13 protein-coding genes are annotated in these 15,645 nt (G+C 66.1%); 6 read left to right on the forward strand and 7 right to left on the reverse strand.

The features are described 5' to 3' along the window. Positions 1–77: 77 nt before the first annotated feature. The gene (locus WIX41_RS13295) at positions 78–533 is read right to left on the reverse strand and encodes a hypothetical protein (RefSeq protein WP_339448250.1); all 456 of its coding nucleotides are present in this window, start codon (positions 531–533) and stop codon (positions 78–80) included. Positions 534–894: 361 nt separating this feature from the next. Between WIX41_RS13295 and WIX41_RS13300 the strand changes: the two genes are divergently transcribed. Then, complete coding sequence (locus WIX41_RS13300; RefSeq protein ID WP_339448251.1) at positions 895–1,188, forward strand: hypothetical protein; 294 nt, start codon at positions 895–897, stop codon at positions 1,186–1,188. A 160-nt stretch (positions 1,189–1,348) separates the two neighbouring features. Here the strand turns inward: WIX41_RS13300 and WIX41_RS13305 are convergent, their stop codons facing one another. The 3 genes from WIX41_RS13305 to WIX41_RS13315 all read right to left on the reverse strand — a co-directional run bounded on the left by WIX41_RS13305 (position 1,349) and on the right by WIX41_RS13315 (position 5,501). Further along, on the reverse strand, positions 1,349–1,897 hold the full coding sequence (locus tag WIX41_RS13305; protein WP_339448253.1) for a SymE family type I addiction module toxin: 549 nt from the start codon (positions 1,895–1,897) through the stop codon (positions 1,349–1,351). Between the two features lie 540 nt (positions 1,898–2,437). Continuing rightward, complete coding sequence (locus WIX41_RS13310; protein ID WP_339448255.1) at positions 2,438–3,823, reverse strand: sigma-54-dependent transcriptional regulator; 1,386 nt, start codon at positions 3,821–3,823, stop codon at positions 2,438–2,440. Between the two features lie 64 nt (positions 3,824–3,887). Next, positions 3,888–5,501, reverse strand: a complete 1,614-nt coding sequence (locus tag WIX41_RS13315; protein ID WP_339448257.1) for a sensor histidine kinase — start codon at positions 5,499–5,501, stop codon at positions 3,888–3,890. Between the two features lie 243 nt (positions 5,502–5,744). On the opposite strand from WIX41_RS13315, the gene sucC reads away from it, so the two are divergent. The 3 genes from sucC to WIX41_RS13330 all read left to right on the forward strand — a co-directional run bounded on the left by sucC (position 5,745) and on the right by WIX41_RS13330 (position 9,979). Beyond that, a complete protein-coding gene (gene sucC, locus WIX41_RS13320) occupies positions 5,745–6,914 on the forward strand; it encodes an ADP-forming succinate--CoA ligase subunit beta (RefSeq protein ID WP_339448259.1) in 1,170 nt (389 codons plus the stop codon). Between the two features lie 21 nt (positions 6,915–6,935). Continuing rightward, a complete protein-coding gene (gene sucD / locus WIX41_RS13325; protein ID WP_339448261.1) occupies positions 6,936–7,811 on the forward strand; it encodes a succinate--CoA ligase subunit alpha in 876 nt (291 codons plus the stop codon). 533 nt (positions 7,812–8,344) lie between these two features. Continuing rightward, entirely contained in the window at positions 8,345–9,979 is a 1,635-nt protein-coding gene (locus WIX41_RS13330) for an NAD+ synthase (protein WP_339448263.1), read from the forward strand. A 4-nt stretch (positions 9,980–9,983) separates the two neighbouring features. Here WIX41_RS13330 and WIX41_RS13335 read toward each other — a convergent pair whose 3' ends face one another. Together WIX41_RS13335 and WIX41_RS13340 are read right to left on the reverse strand one after the other, a co-directional pair. After that, positions 9,984–11,081: a hypothetical protein gene (locus tag WIX41_RS13335; protein ID WP_339448265.1), complete on the reverse strand. Its 1,098-nt coding sequence runs from the start codon at positions 11,079–11,081 to the stop codon at positions 9,984–9,986. A gap of 136 nt (positions 11,082–11,217) precedes the next feature. Continuing rightward, on the reverse strand, positions 11,218–12,102 hold the full coding sequence (locus WIX41_RS13340; RefSeq protein ID WP_339448266.1) for an outer membrane protein assembly factor BamD: 885 nt from the start codon (positions 12,100–12,102) through the stop codon (positions 11,218–11,220). 116 nt (positions 12,103–12,218) lie between these two features. Between WIX41_RS13340 and rluD the strand changes: the two genes are divergently transcribed. After that, the gene (gene rluD, locus WIX41_RS13345; RefSeq protein WP_339448268.1) at positions 12,219–13,214 is read left to right on the forward strand and encodes a 23S rRNA pseudouridine(1911/1915/1917) synthase RluD; all 996 of its coding nucleotides are present in this window, start codon (positions 12,219–12,221) and stop codon (positions 13,212–13,214) included. Further along, positions 13,214–14,029, forward strand: coding sequence for a peptidoglycan editing factor PgeF (pgeF, locus tag WIX41_RS13350; RefSeq protein ID WP_339448270.1), 816 nt, complete (start codon positions 13,214–13,216; stop codon positions 14,027–14,029). Before rluD ends, pgeF begins: the two co-directional genes overlap by 1 nt. Before the next feature lie 27 nt (positions 14,030–14,056). Here pgeF and WIX41_RS13355 read toward each other — a convergent pair whose 3' ends face one another. Then, positions 14,057–15,325 carry an OmpA family protein gene (locus WIX41_RS13355; RefSeq protein ID WP_339448272.1) on the reverse strand — a complete coding sequence of 423 codons (1,269 nt, stop codon included), beginning with the start codon at positions 15,323–15,325 and terminating at the stop codon, positions 14,057–14,059. Positions 15,326–15,645 lie beyond the last annotated feature (320 nt).

The raw sequence follows: 15,645 nt of genomic DNA on the forward strand, positions 1-15,645 counted from the left end.
AACGACGTGCGATGTTGGCGGATGCCTTGGCGTCGGCCAAGCGATCTAATGTGAGCAACGCCAACCCCATCCAGATCCTAGTCCTGGTCGCCGGCGAGAAAGCATTCGGCGAAGTCCTGTGAGACGTCGACGGCGTGGGCGAAGTCCGGGGTGGAGGCGCCCATGGGGGCCAGGATCAGCTCGCGGACCAACCAACCGGGGTGTTCGTGGATGACTTCGCTATCCGGGTTGGCGCGGCCACGTTTGGCAATGTGCTTCTCGAAGGCCGTGGAGTTACTCTGACGCGCTTCCTCGGGGAACTCGATCAACTTGATGATTAGTTGGCCCACGGTTGATTCGATGCTCACGCTTGCGCCGGTTATGAAGCCTGCTTTTTCCAGCCTATGACCGTGTATCGACAGGCACGGTGCGGCGCCGCCGCCGAAGGTGTCCATCCACGCATAGGTGTGCGTGCGCACGGTGTAGTGGCGCCGGCGTGCGGCGATGGACAGGTGAATTTCGGGGAAGAGACGGGCGTTGGGTGTTGGGCGCATGGAAGACCTCCAAGGGGGAAAGCCTCCCTTGCCGGTAGGGCAAGGGAGCCGGGAGGTTCGAAACCGCGTGCTAGCGTGCGGCGTGGCGAATTTCCCCGGATGAGGGATCTTGTATTAGCCACCCTCCCGACATGGGACGTCCATAAGTTTGCTCACACTTGTACGACCATGCCTTCTCTACGCATAATCCAGCCATGACCAGAACGTCGACAACGTGGTTGGGTCATTCCGCAGATCTGCGCGGACGGATCTCAACAATTGCCAGTATGATTGCACTTGGGGTAAGTATGGGTTGCGACATGACCGAAGAGAAGCAGATGGCCGTCGAGCTGATGGTGCCCGACCACCCTTGGGGAAGATAATGAAATTCAGATTCGATTTTTCATTGTTTTATTCACCAACTGAGCCGTACGGATGCGTCACCGGGTACGTCGAGATCCCTTTTCAATCGCGACCCGGAGACGTTCTTTCGCTGCTGGATGAGGGGGGGATGGGCGAGAGCCTAGTGTTGAAGATTGATTCGGTTCTTGAGGCGGGCGACGATTATTCCGGCACTTTGATGCTTGAGGATCACGTGGTTGCCGGACATTCGTCAGCACAGGCGCTTGCACACAGGCTTGAGACGGAAGGCCAGTTCTTTGTCGATGTCTACTGACGCGGCGCATTGCTATTGCAGCAGATGCTTCGAAAGTTCTAACAGTGTGGTGTGGCCCTGAATTGAAAGAAGCTCGGGCTTTGTTGACGGTACGGGTATGGGAGTTCGGCGGCGAGTGTTTCAAGCACGCAAGGTGTGGCCCTACCGTCGGTAAACGTGGTCAGCGGATTGATCGGTGTTTGAGCTGCAGCTCCAGCCAGAGGGCCTGCGAGGTTCGGCAGAACGGCCCCAGGCGTTGGGCCAGATCCAGATCCACGTCCTGGTCGCCTGCGAGGAAGCATTCGGCGAAGTCCTGCGACACGCCGATGGCGTGGGCGAAGTCCAGGGTGGAGGCGCCCATGGGGGCCAGGATCAGCTCGCGGACCAACCAACCGGGGTGTTCGTGGATGACTTCGCTGTCCGGGTTGGCGCGGCCACGTTTGGCAATGTGCTTCTCGAAGGCCGTGGAGTTGCTCTGACGCGCTTCCTCGGGGGCCTCGATCAGCTTGATGATCAATTGGCCCACGGTTGATTCGATGCTCACGCTTGAGCCGACCTTGAAACCTGCGCTCTCCAACCAGTGGCCGTGTATCGACAGGCACGGCACGGTGCCACCGCCGAAGGTGTCCATCCACGCATAGGTGCGCGCGCGCACGGTGTAGTGGCGCGGGCGGTCGGCGGTGGGCAGGAGCAGTTCGGGGAAGAGGGGGGTGTTGCGTGGCGAGCGCATGGGGGGGCCTCCATGGAAAAAATCTCCCTTGCCGGTAGGGCAAGGGAGCCGGGAGGTTCAAATCCGCGTGGATGCGTGCGGCGTGGCGTATTTCCCCGGTTGAGGGGTCTTGTATTAGCCACCCTCCCGACATGGGACGTCCATAATTTTGCATCCACTTGGAGATTTGAAGCTCCGTCGCACACCATGCGCTGTGGTGGGATCGATAGCCAATCGATTGTGTCTGTTGGTTTTGCGGGGTTTGGTAGGCGTTGCCAACGTGGTGTCGTTACCGGCTCGCGCTGGAGCGGTAGTGCGACAGTGGTGCGGTTTTGGTGGGGCGTTGGCGACAAGTGGCCGGGCGTTGCGTTGGACACGCATGGCGTGTCAGTACGCGGATGTCGTCCGGTTGCGACACGCCATGCATGTCCATCGTGATGCGGGGAAATGCGGTGCCGGTGGGTGGATCGGCTTCGTCCTGCAACGCAGCCACGCAGGGCGTGGCTCTACGATTCGGTCACCAGAATGTTGGATCGAATGCGATCCCGTCGATCAGCGGGGTTAGTCCATTCCCAGCTTTTTCAGCTTGTAACGCAATGCGCGGAACGTGATCCCCAACTGCGCCGCAGTCCGCGTCTTGTTCCAGCGGTTTTCTTCCAGCGCCTTCTGGATCGCGGTGCGTTCCATCTGTTCGATGTAAGAGGGCAGCGCTCCATTGCCAGCCGGCAGGTCGACCACCGCTTCTTCATGCGGTGCGGCCGGAGCGCCGCCGTGGCGCGTAACACCCTGCTGCGGCAACCGCAGATCGCTCGCCCCAATGGTGTCACCCTCGGCCAACGCCAGCGCACGCTCCAGGATGTTCTCCAGCTCGCGCACATTGCCCGGGAAGTGATACGTGCCCAGCGCTTCCAGCGCGGACGGCGCCAGTAGCGGAGTAGGGCGCCCATGCGTACGGGCCAACCGGGCAAGAATCGAAGCCGCCAACTGCGGCAGATCGCTACGCCGCTCACGCAGCGGCGGCACCCGCAGTTCAATCACGTTGATGCGGTAATACAGGTCATGCCGGAACCGCCCATCTTCCACCAGGTCGCCAAGATCCTTGTGCGTGGCAGAAAGAATGCGCACATCCACCGGCACTTCCGTCGCCGAACCCACCGGGCGGATCGATTTTTCCTGGATCGCGCGCAGCAGCTTCACCTGCATCTGCAGCGGCAGCTCGGCCACTTCATCCAGGAACAGCGTGCCACCATGCGCGGCCTGGAACAGGCCCGGCTTGTCGGCATGGGCACCGCTGAAGCTGCCCTTCTTGTGCCCGAAGAATTCGCTTTCCATCAGTTCCGATGGAATGGCCCCGCAGTTGACCGGCACGAAGGTGCCCGGTGCACGTGCGCTCTGGCTGTGGATGGTGCGGGCCACCAGTTCCTTGCCTACGCCCGATTCGCCCAGGATGTACACCGGCGCCTGGCTGCGGGCCACCTTGGTGATGGTGGCGCGCAGGCCGTCCATCGCCGCCGATTCGCCCAGCAGGCGCGCGGTGGTGTCGCTGGTCAGCGGCGGTGGCGCCGGGCGTTCGGTGTTGTTGAGTTCCAGCGCATGCTTGACCAGCCCGCGCAGCACCGAAATGTCCACCGGCTTGCTGACGAAATCGAACGCGCCGGCCTTCAACGCTTCCACTGCCAGGTCCATGCTGCCGAACGCGGTGATCATCGCCACCGGGGTGCGCGGGTAGTGCTGGGCGATTTCGGTGACCAGCTCGATGCCGTTGCCATCGGGCAGCCGCATGTCGGTGATGCACAGGTCGTAGGGGTTGCTGGCCAGCAGCTCGCGCGCTTCGGCGAGGTTGGCTGCAGTGCTGATGCGCAGGCCCATGCGGCCCAGGGTCAGTACCAGCAGTTCGCGGATGTCGCGTTCGTCGTCGACGACGAGGGCGCTGCGGTTTTCGTTCATAAGGGGAAAAGATAGCCGAGAGCGGTTGATAACGACAAATATGTGGCGCTGGCAGGGTAGCGCGTCATTGCGGCAGCATCGTGTGCGGGCCAGGCAGCACCAGCCGGAAGCAGGCGCCGCCGGCCGGTACCGAGACGTACTCCAGGTTGGCCTGGTTGGCCCGGCACAGCTCGCGGGCGATGTACAGCCCCAGGCCTGTGCCGTGTTCGGAGGTGGTGAAGAACGGCCGGAACAGCTGGTTGGCCACCGATTCGGGAATGCCCGGGCCACGGTCCATCACATCGATCACCGCATTGCGCTCCTGGCGCGCCACACGCAGCCGCACGCGGGCCGGGTCCTGGCCGGTGCGGCCGTACTTGAGCGCGTTGTGCACCAGCACGGTGAGGATCTGGTGCAGGTGGCGCGGGTCGACCAGGCCATGCACCGAAGACTCGCTGATGATCGGCTCGATGCTGTCCGTTTCCAGGGTGAGGCTCTGCTTGTACTCCAGCACGAAGCGGCGCACGAACGCGGCCAGGTCCAGGTTTTCCGGGTTGGCCCGTTCGCGCCGGGCCAGCCCGAGCACGCTTTCGACGATGCCGTTGGTGCGCTGGCATTGCTGGTGGATGATCTGCAGCAGGCGGCGGTCGGTGTCGCTGATGGCAGTGGACTCTTCCAGCAACTGCGCGGCGTAGTTGATGGCGGCCAGCGGGTTGCGGATTTCATGGGCCAGGCTGGCCGAGAACCGGCCCATGGCCGAAAGGGTGAGCGATTCGGCGCGGCGCGAGACCACGGTTGAATCGTCCAGGAACACCAGGGTGAGGTCGCTGCCGGCCAGCAGGCGGGCGAAGCGCGGCTGCACTTCGGGCTGGTCCGGGGAAAGCTGCAGCGGGGTTTCTTCGGTGGTCCAGCCGTTGCGCCAGCGCTGCAGGCGGCGGCTCAGGTCGGGCGCGGCGCTGCCCAGCTCGAGCAGGCCGCTGCCGCTGTTGCCGTCGTTGTCGCCGATCAGGGTGGAGGCCGCTTCGTTGGCCAGGGTGATGCGGTTGGCGCCATCCACCACCAGCACGCCGGTGCGCATGCGGCGGATGATCAGTTCGTTGATCTCAAACAGGTTGGCCACTTCGGCGCCGCGCTGGTTGGCCAGCTGCTGGTTGCGGCGTGCGCGGTTGCCCACCTGGTAGCTGACGAAGGCCAGCGCCAGGAAGCTGGTGATGAACATGGCCAGCTCGGCCAGGGTGCGGGTGGGCAGGCCGTTTTCGAGCAGGCTCCAGATGTATTCGCCAGCGGTGGCGGCGGCGGCGGCCAGGGCCAGGCCCATGCCCAGCGACAGGGGCAGCAGGGTGGCGGCGGCAGCGATGTTGAACAGCAGCGCCATCGACAGGCCAGCGCTGGCGCCGGGCAGGGCATGGGCCAGCAGCACGGTGGCGAAGATGTCCACCAGCACGCTGCCCACCACGATCGGGTGCAGCCAGTGGTCGTTGCGGCCGGCGATCAGGATCAGCAGCGACAGCACCAGGTAGCTGATGCTGACAGTGGCGGCCAACTGCGGGTGGGTGGACTCGCCCACCATCGCGCTCAACGGGCTGAACAGCAGCGCGGCAATCACCACGGCGATCAGCACCCGGTAGAGGGCGAAAAAGTACAGCTCCCGCTTCGGCATGGACTCGATGCGGTCGATCAATGAAGCACTGGGTGACACGCCGGAACTCCCCTTCTGGCTGGCCCCAGTATAGGCCCAGCGCCGGCCCCCAAACCGCGCATTCTGCCCATTCCCGACCCACCCCCGGCCGGCCGGCCCCGGCGCAACTGCCTGAATGAAGGTGAAAATCTCCCCCTCTTCACGCCCCCGGTCCCGTTTCTTTGCGCCACGCCGCCGCGTCGTCCACAATAGTGGGCCCGCCGCGGTCCGTGCGTGCGGTCGTTCCTATTCCCACGGTGACGCATGAATTTCCACGAATACCAGTCAAAACAGCTGCTTGCCGAGTACGGCATTCCCGTCCCGGCCGGCAAGGTCGCGGCAACCCCCGATGAAGCCGTCGCCGCCGCCACCTCCCTGGGCCAGGGCCCCTGGATGGTGAAGGCGCAGATCCATGCGGGCGGTCGCGGCAAGGCTGGCGGCGTCAAGTTCTGCAAGACCACCGATGACGTCAAGGCCGCTGCGGCCAAGATGCTCGGCACCAAGATGGCCACCTACCAGACCGCTGGCGTTGAACTGCCGGTCAACCTGGTGCTGGTGACCACCGCCGGTGAGATCGTCAAGGAGCTGTACCTGTCGGTGCTGGTTGACCGTGGCACCAAGACCATCACCTACATCGCCTCTTCGGAAGGCGGCGTGGAGATCGAGCAGGTGGCTGCTGAAACCCCGGAGCTGATCCACTCGCTCAACGTTGATTTCGTTGAAGGCGTGCAGGGTTACCACGGCCGCGATTTCGGCTTCAAGCTGGGCCTGACCGCCAAGCAGGCCGGCCAGTTCGCCAGCATCATGGTGAACCTGTACCGCCTGTTCAACGAAAAGGACCTGGCGCTGGTTGAAATCAACCCGCTGGCCATCCTGGACGACGGCAACCTGTACGCGCTGGACGGCAAGTTCGACAGCGACGACAACGCCGCGTTCCGTCAGAAGGCGCTGGTTGCCATGCGCGACAAGACCCAGGAAGACGAAACCGAAGTGACCGCTTCGGAGCTGGACATCAACTACGTCACCATGGACGGCAACATCGGCTGCATGGTCAACGGCGCCGGCCTGGCCATGGCCACCATGGACGTCATCAAGCTCAACGGCGGCGAGCCGGCGAACTTCCTGGACGTGGGCGGCGGTGCGAACAAGCAGCGGGTCATCGAAGCGTTCAAGCTGATCCTGTCCTCGGACAAGGTCGAAGGCATCTTCGTCAACATCTTCGGCGGCATTGTCCGCTGCGACATGATTGCCGAAGGCATCATCGCCGCGGTGAAGGAAGTGGGCGTCAAGGTTCCGGTCGTGGTGCGCCTGGAAGGCACCAACGTGGAAGAAGGCAAGCAGCTGCTGCGCGACAGCGGCATGGCCATCATCCCGGCTGACAACATCAACGACGGTGCCAAGAAGGTCGTTGAAGCTGTCAAGAACGCCGCCTGATCCGACACCGAAGGAATAACAATGTCTGTCTTGATTAACAAAAACACCAAGGTGATCGTGCAGGGCTTCACCGGCCAGCAGGGTACCTTCCACGCCACTCAGATGATCGAGTACGGCACCCAGGTTGTTGGCGGCGTGACCCCGGGCAAGGGCGGCACGACCCATATCGACCTGCCGGTCTTCAACACCGTTGCCGACGCCGTGCAGAGCACCGGCGCCAACGCGTCGGTCATCTACGTGCCGCCGCCGTTCGCGGCCGATGCGATCCTGGAAGCTGCGGCTGCCGGCATCAAGGTCATCGTGTGCATCACCGAAGGCATTCCGGTGCTGGACATGCTGCGCGTGAAGAACGTGCTGACCCGTTCGCACCCGGACACCGTGCTGATCGGGCCGAACTGCCCCGGCGTGATCACCCCGGGCGAATGCAAGATCGGCATCATGCCGGGCCACATCCACAAGCCGGGCAAGATCGGCATCGTGTCGCGTTCGGGCACCCTGACCTATGAAGCGGTCAAGCAGACCACCGAAGTCGGCCTGGGCCAGTCCACCTGCATCGGCATTGGTGGCGACCCGATCAACGGCCTGAACTTCGTTGACTGCCTCAAGCTGTTCAACGAAGACCCGCAGACCGAAGGCATCATCATGGTTGGCGAAATCGGCGGCGACGCCGAGGAAGCCGGTGCGGAGTACATCAAGCAGTTCGTGAAGAAGCCGGTGGTTGGTTTCATCGCTGGCGCCTCGGCTCCGGCGGGCAAGCGCATGGGCCATGCCGGTGCGATCGCCTCGGGCGGCAAGGGCACTGCCGAAGGCAAGTTCGCCGCCATGGAAGCCGCCGGTGTGGTCACCGTCCGCTCGCCGGGCGACCTGGGCGCCGCCATCGCCAAGCTGGTGAAGTAAACCGCTACGCGGTTTACGCGTAGCGCCGGGCTCTGCCCGGCAAGGAAAAGCCGCCCCATCGGGGCGGCTTTTCTGTTTCTGGCGTTCGCCACCGCCTGGGCCGGCCAACGGCCGGCGCTACCGATGCCACGCGCCCCGATGACGCCCGGCGTAACGGCTGCCACGCGCCCCGATGACGCCCGACGTGACGGTCGCCACGCGCCCCGATGACGCCCGACGTGATGGCTGCCACGCGTCCCGATGACGCCCGACGTGACGGTCGCCACGCGCCCCGATGACGCCCGACGTGACGGTCGCCACGCACCCCGATGACGTCCGGCGTAACGGTTGCCACGCGTCCCGATGACGCCCGACGTGATGGTTGCCACGCGTCCCGATGACGCCCGACGTGACGGTCGCCACGCGCCCCGATGACGCCCGACGTGACGGTTGCCGGTAGCGCCGGCCGTTGGCCGGCCCAGGTGGTGCCGAATCGCACGTAGCGGCAAACCACCGGCGCTACAATGGCCCATCGCAACCACAGGCTTCACACCATGACCTCGATCCGCATCGCGATGGCTCAGTTCGATTTCCCGGTCGGCGCGGTCGAGCGCAACACCGATACCATCATCGCGATGATCGCCGAGGCGCGCGATGAGTTCGGCGCCGAACTGGTGGTGTTCCCGGAACTGGCCATCAGCGGCTACCCGCCCGAAGACCTGTTGCTGCGCCCGCGCTTCCTGTACGACTGCCAGCAGGCGCTGTCCCGCATTGCCGAGAGCACCCAGGGCATCACCGCCGTGGTCGGCTGGCCCGAGGCCACCGGCGCGGTGGTGTACAACGCCGCCAGCGTGCTGCGCGACGGCCAGGTGCTGCACACCTACCGCAAGCGCGAGCTGCCCAACTACGCGGTATTCGACGAGCGCCGCTATTTCGACGTGGACCCGGACGGCGGCAGCTGCGTGTTCGAGCTGAAGGGCGTGCCGGTAGGCGTGCTGGTCTGCGAGGACCTGTGGTTCCCCGAACCGCTGGCCGATACCGTGCGCAATGGTGCCGAACTGGTGGTGGTACCCAACGCCTCGCCGTACGAACGCGGCAAGCATGCCCAGCGCGATGCGCTGCTGGCCGAGCGCACCCGCGAAAGCGGTGCGGCGCTGCTGTACCTCAACATGGTGGGCGGGCAGGATGCGTTGACCTTCGATGGCGCCTCCGTGGTGGCCGATGGCGATGGCACCGTGCACCCGGCCGCGGCGGCGTTCACCGACCAGTGGCTGGTGGTGGACTACGACGCGCAGACCCGGCGCTTCCTGCCGCGCGAGTGGATGGACGACGGCGACGAAAGCATGGATGCGCTGGCCTGGCGGGCGGTCACCCGCGGCATCCGCGATTACTGCGGCAAGAACGGCTTCCAGAAGGTGTGGCTGGGCCTGTCCGGCGGCATCGATTCGGCGCTGGTGCTGGCGATGGCGGTGGACGCGCTGGGCGCGGACAACGTCACGGCGGTGCGGCTGCCGTCGCGTTACACGGCCGACATGTCCAACGACCTGGCCGCCGAGCAGTGCCGCGCGCTGGGCGTGAAGCTTGAAGCGGTATCGATCGAGCCGGTGTTCGAGGGGCTGATGACCGCGCTGGGCCCGATGTTCGAAGGCCAGCCGGCCGATGTGACCGAGGAAAACCTGCAGTCGCGCGCGCGCGGGGTGATCCTGATGGCGCTGTCCAACAAGTTCGGCGGCCTGCTGCTCACCACCGGCAACAAGAGCGAGTACGCGGTGGGTTACGCCACCATCTACGGCGACATGTGCGGTGGCTATGCGCCGCTGAAGGACCTGTACAAGACCGAGGTGTTCGGGTTGTCCAAGTGGCGCAACACGGTCGGCGGGGCCCCGGTGATTCCGCCGGCGGTGATCGCCCGGCCGCCGTCGGCCGAGCTGCGCGCCAACCAGACCGACCAGGATTCGCTGCCGGCTTACGACGTGCTGGACGGCATCCTGTACCGCTACGTGGACCAGGAACAATCGCGCGAGGAGATCGTGGCGGCCGGCTACGCCGCCGAGGTGGTCGACCGCGTGCTGCGGCTGGTGCGCACCAGCGAGTGGAAGCGCCACCAGGCCGCACCCGGGCCGAAGGTATCGCGCCGCGCGTTCGGCCGCGAGCGGCGTTACCCGATCAGCAATGGCTACAAGGGCTGAACGATCAGCGGAACAGGTCCGGACGCACCTGCTGACCGCGATGGACAAAGCTCTGGAGTACGTCGAAGGGAAGTGACCCGGCCGAATACGTGGATGCCGTGCCCGCGTGCGCTTCATCCAATGCCCGCAACAGCAGTTTTTCCGACCTGGGCGAGACCAGCTGATGATCGGCGTTTGCGGCGAGCGACATCAACAGCAGTTTGCGGATATCCCGGGCCTGGATGGGGAGGCCGCTGTTGAGCGCGGGGGTAGCTTTGGACAAGGCGCGGAAGCGCACCGCGACACGGCTGGAGGTCTCTCGCCAGGAGCTGCCTGCGATGGCTACCTGCGGCTGTTCGGCAAAGCGGACATTCTTGTCGGTGTGGCCAACGGCGGTTGCACGATCGGCGACCGCCATGAGGTTGCGCATTTCGCCGCGGAAGCTGTCGATCCAGCCTTGCCATTGACCTGGCGTGGGGGCGCGGCTCTTGAGATCCACAGGCGCCAGCTTGCCTGTATTGGCGTCATAGAGGAAGTTCGCTTCGCACAGATCTTCGGGATAGATGCCCGCGTCGAGGATCCGTTCAACGCACGCCAGTATCCGGTCCCCCAGGTCGGGCGGGGCCTTGTCCGAAGCCAGAAGATGCAGTGGCACGCCTTCAAGCCTTGGCATGCGCAGGCTGCGTCCGTCGGGTGAGGCTTCGACGAACCCGCTACCGTGGTAGCGGTTCATCGCTTCCAGCTCGGCGCGGATGTCGCCAGCGTCGATGCCCGGTTTGAAGAGTTTCAGTACCACCCCGCGCGCGTGCGCGGCTTCGCGGATCTCTGCTTCAGCTCCCTTTGCGATCAACGTACCCGGCCGCCAGGAAGGGGCGCCATCACGCAGGTTGGAATCGACGGGCGAAGGAGCAGGAGCGGTGGTACGCGCTGCCAGCAGCGTGTGGGCAATTTCCCGGCTTGGGGTGGGAGGCCGGGATACGGCCCCGGGGGCAGCGGCTGCGAGGCGGTTTTCGATCGATTTGATGTCCAGGCGACCCGGCAGGGCCGCACGCTCGGGTCCGGGCGCGGGATCGTAGCGCTGCAGGACCTGGGGCGTGGAGGATGGGATGCACGGGTGTGGCATGGCAGGAGACCTGCTGGAAGTGGGGGTTGTACTAATACCTGATCGGGTCTGCGCCTGCTTTCAAGATGTCCGCATCAATGGACAAAAAAAAGGGTCCCGCAAGGGACCCTTCTTCGTTTCCATCACCGCGCTGGTATCAACGGCGGTTCATGATCGCGTTGCGCTGGCCGGTGCTGGCGGATTTCTCGCCGGCAAACGGGTTCAGCTTGCGCACCATCCACGGGTATTTCGGCCAGTTGCCCTGCAGCCACGGGTGCTCGGGCTGGTTCAGCTCCAGCACGCGGCGGGCATCGTCGGCCAGGACCTTGTTGCCCAGGCGGGTGTAGGCCTCGCCCAGGGCGGCCACGGCGTCGTACTGGAAGCTGCTCTGCGGGTAGGTGTCCAGCAGGTAGTTGGCGCGGCCGGCGGCCGACACCCAGGCGTCGCGGCGCAGGTAGTACAGCGCGTTGTCCAGCTCATGCTGGGCGAACACGTCGCGCAGCTCCAGCATGCGCTGGCGCGCATCACCGGCGTAGCGGCTGTTGGGGTAGCGCTCGACCACGATGTTGAAGTCGGCGTAGGCCTGGCGCGGGGTGGACAGGTCGCGGCGGCTCGGGTCCAGCGACCACACCCGGCGCAGGAACACCGTGTTGCGGTTGCTGTTGGCCAGGCCACGCAGGTAATACATGTAGGCGATGTTGCGGTGGGTCGGGTAGGTACGGATGAAGCGGTCGATGCTCGACACGGCGTCATCGTGCTTGCCGGCCTTGTACTGGGCAAAGGCGGTTTCAATCATCGCCTGCTCGGTATACGGGCCATACGGGTACTGGGCGATCAGGCGGCGGAAGGTGGCTTCGGCCCCGCTCCAGTTGCCCTTTTCCATCAGGCCGTGGCTCTTGTTGTAGATCGTTTCGACGGGCTGGCCTTCTTCCGGGTTGTCACCCTTGGCGCCACGGTGGCAGCCGGTGGAAACGAGGGCCAGGACCAGCATCAGGGCCGCGGTGCGGACGGGCGCGGACAGCAGGGAAGAGCGTCGGATCATGGGGTCAGGGCGGGACGCGGCTGGAATACGAAGGGTCGATGATAGCCTAGTGGCCTGTCCTGCGACTGAAAGTGGTCGCCGGGACCCCCAATTTGTCTTCCTGCGGTGTGCTCCCCATGTCCGATACCCCTTCTGAAACCGAATCCACCCGTCAGGCCGTCGTGCCCGACAGCGCCGCCGGGCGGCGCTTTGACGCCGTGCTGGCCGACCTGTTCCCCGAATTCTCGCGCTCCAGGCTGAGCGAGTGGATCAAATCCGGGGACGTGCTGCTGGACGGCGAACCGGTCCGCGGCCGCGACCCGGTCCGCGGCGGCGAGGTGGCCAGCCTGCATGTCGTGCTCGACACCCAGACCCATGCCGAGCCCGAGGACATCCCGCTGGACATCCTCTATGAGGATGAACACGTTTACGTGATCAACAAGCCGGTGGGCCTGGTGGTCCACCCCGGCGCGGGCAACCCGAGCGGCACCCTGGTCAATGCGCTGCTGTTCCGCGACCCGGGGCTGTCGGTGCTGCCGCGTGCGGGCATCGTGCACCGTCTGGACAAGGACACCAGCGGCGTGATGGTGGTGGCCCGTACCCTCCAGGCGCAGACCGCGCTGGTGGAACAGCTGGCCGCGCGCAACGTGCACCGCCAGTACCTGGCGGTGGTGGTGGGCGCGCTGGTCTCCGGCGGTACCGCCGATGCGCCGATCGACCGCCACCCGCGCGACCGCATCCGCATGGCGGTGCGCGAAGACGGCAAGGACGCGGTCACCCATTACCGCCTGCGCGAGCGTTTCCGTGCCCACACGGCGCTGGAATGCCGCCTGGAAACCGGGCGAACCCACCAGATCCGCGTGCATATGGCGCACCTCAAGCACGCCATCGTGGGCGATTCGCTGTACGGCGGCGCGCTGAAGCTGCCCAAGGGCGCCAGCGATGAGCTGGTGGCGCAGCTGCGCGGCTTCAAGCGCCAGGCCCTGCATGCCGAAACCCTGGAGTTCGCGCACCCCATCACCGGTGAGCCGATCCGCAACAGCGCACCACTGCCGGCCGACATGGCGGCGCTGCTGGATGCGCTGCGCGAGGACACCAAGCGCTTTGCCGAGCTGGAGCGCGGTCGCCGCTGATGTCCACGCCGTCTGCCCCGCTGCCGTTGGACAACGCGCCGCTGCCGGTGCTCGCGGCCGACTGGACGGCCGCGCCCGGGGTGCATGCGCTGACCACGCTGCGCTACGGCGCAGGCGGTTCACTGCCGCCGTTCGACCAGTTCAACATGGGCAACCGCACCGCCGCCGACGGCGACGACCCGGACCAGGTGGCGCGCAACCGCGCGCTGCTGCAGGCCGGGCTGGGCCTGCCTTCGGCGCCGCACTGGTTGCGCCAGGTGCACGGCACGGCGGTGCTGCGCCTGGATGCCGCGCCGGTGGCGAGCGGCATCGAAGCCGAGCCGACCGCCGATGCGGCGGTGACCTCGGTGCCCGGGGTGGTGCTGGCGATCCTCACGGCCGACTGCCTGCCGGTGGTGCTGGCGGCGCGCGATGGCAGCGAGATCGGTGCGGCCCACGCCGGCTGGCGCGGGCTGGCCGACGGCATGCTGGAGGCCACGGTGGCGGCCATGCACACCGCGCCGGGCGACCTGCAGGCCTGGCTGGGGCCGGCGGCGGGGCCGGCGGAGTATGAAATTGGCGCGGACGTGTTCGCGGCGTTCGTGGACGGCGACGCCGGGGCGGCGCAGGCGTTTGTGGCTACCCGCCCGGGGCATTGGAGGGTGGACCTGTATGCGCTGGCGCGGCGGAGGCTGGTGGCGGCCGGGGTGGACCCGGGCGCGATCAGTGGGGGGCAGTTGAGCACCATCGCGGAGCCACAGCGGTTCTATTCGCACCGGCGTGATCGGCGGACCGGGCGCATGGCGACCCTGGCGTGGATCGCGCCGTCTGCGTAGAGCCACGCCCTGCGTGGCTGCGCCACCTCAACGAAGGACGCTGTATTCAATCCGCCGATTGCGATCCCGCCCGTTGTCCAGGCGGTTGTCGGCCACCGGGCGCTCCTCGCCATAACCACGCGGCTCCAATGCACTGGCCGGCACGCCCAATGCCTGCAGTTCGGCCACCACCACCTCCGCGCGTTGCTGGCTCAGCTGCAGATTGGTGTCGGCACCGCCCAGGCTGTCGGTGTGGCTGCCTACTTCCAGGCGGACGCCCGGCCCAGCCGCCAGGATCGCCTGCGCACTGGCCCGCAACATGTCGCGGCCGTCGGCACGCAGCACCGGCGATTTGTGCTCGAAACCGACCTTGCCCTGGTTCAGGGCCGCCACCAGCTCGGCCGGTGCGGGCTTGGCCGGCAGCTGCGCCAGCGCGATCCGCCCGGCATCCCACAACCCACTCACCTGCAGGTGGCCAAAGGCGCGGCGCAGGGTGCTGGAGACCGCAATCCGGTCATCTTCGGGCATCCGGGTCATGTCCACGTGCAGGACATCGCCGGTGAACGACAGCGACAGGCCCGGGTGGCGCAGCACCGGGGCCAGGGTGACCATCCGGTCCAGCCAACGCGGTGTCTGCGCCTGCGGGTCGCGCAGGATGTCGCCGCTGACCCCGCCCTGGCCATACTGGGTTACCAGTGCGCTCCAGACCCTGCGCCGGTCCGCTTCACCCGGCAGCCGGCCGCGCACGTCGATCACCCCGCCGTTGTTGACCAGCGACAGTCGCGGCGGGTGCTGCCGTTCGGCGTGGGTGGCAGTGGCGCCGGTATTCACCCGGGTCTTCTGGTGGATCCAGCCGGTCAGGCACAGCAGGGTGCCGGCCACCACCACCCACAGCAGGCCGCGCATCGCGGTGCCGCGGACCAGCCGCCGGGACGGGCCGCGCGCCGGTTCATGCGGGGGCTGGTTGGGCACCTGCGCCGTTCGGACGTCCTGCTCCAGCACCGCCAGCAGGCCTGGCAGCAGGTCCGAGGCGACGACGGCGAACATGCCGGTGGGGAAGGCAGCCCGGCGCGCCAGCACCGCCAGCGCTTCGCGGCCCACCACGCTTTCGAGCTGGCTGGCGAGCAGGCGGGGTGGCCGCCCGTCGCCGGGAAAGTGGGTGCCCAGCCCGACCGCGTCGAAGCGTCGGCGCAGGCCATGTACGCCGTCGGGCAGGCTGCGGATGTAGTCGACCAGTACCTCCACCAGGTTGCGCGCGCGGTGGCCCAGGCCCATGTGCAGGGCGGTGTCTTCGATGAAGCGATCCAGCAATGACATCTATCGGATTCCCGGTTTCAGGACCGCGCAGGAGGCTCTGCGCCGGTCGGCCCATGCGGCATGCACGGGCTCTGCGGGCGTCAATGTCGGAAGGGCCTGTCAATGAAAAATGAAAGTTCCGAAGGCCGATTGTTTCGAATCGGGCGGACATTTCAACGATTTAGGCTGTCTATCGAAATGGGACGGCGCGCCTGTCGGGCTGCACGCGGATGTAGTGCAGAAAACGACACATTCCCAACGTGAGCGCACCCTCTTGAATGATGCGCAGGGCAGTTGCGACTACGGGTCGATTGCGACATCCGTCCGGCCCGAAGTCATGT

The organism is Stenotrophomonas sp. AB1(2024), assembly GCF_037482345.1.
GTDB lineage: Bacteria > Pseudomonadota > Gammaproteobacteria > Xanthomonadales > Xanthomonadaceae > Stenotrophomonas.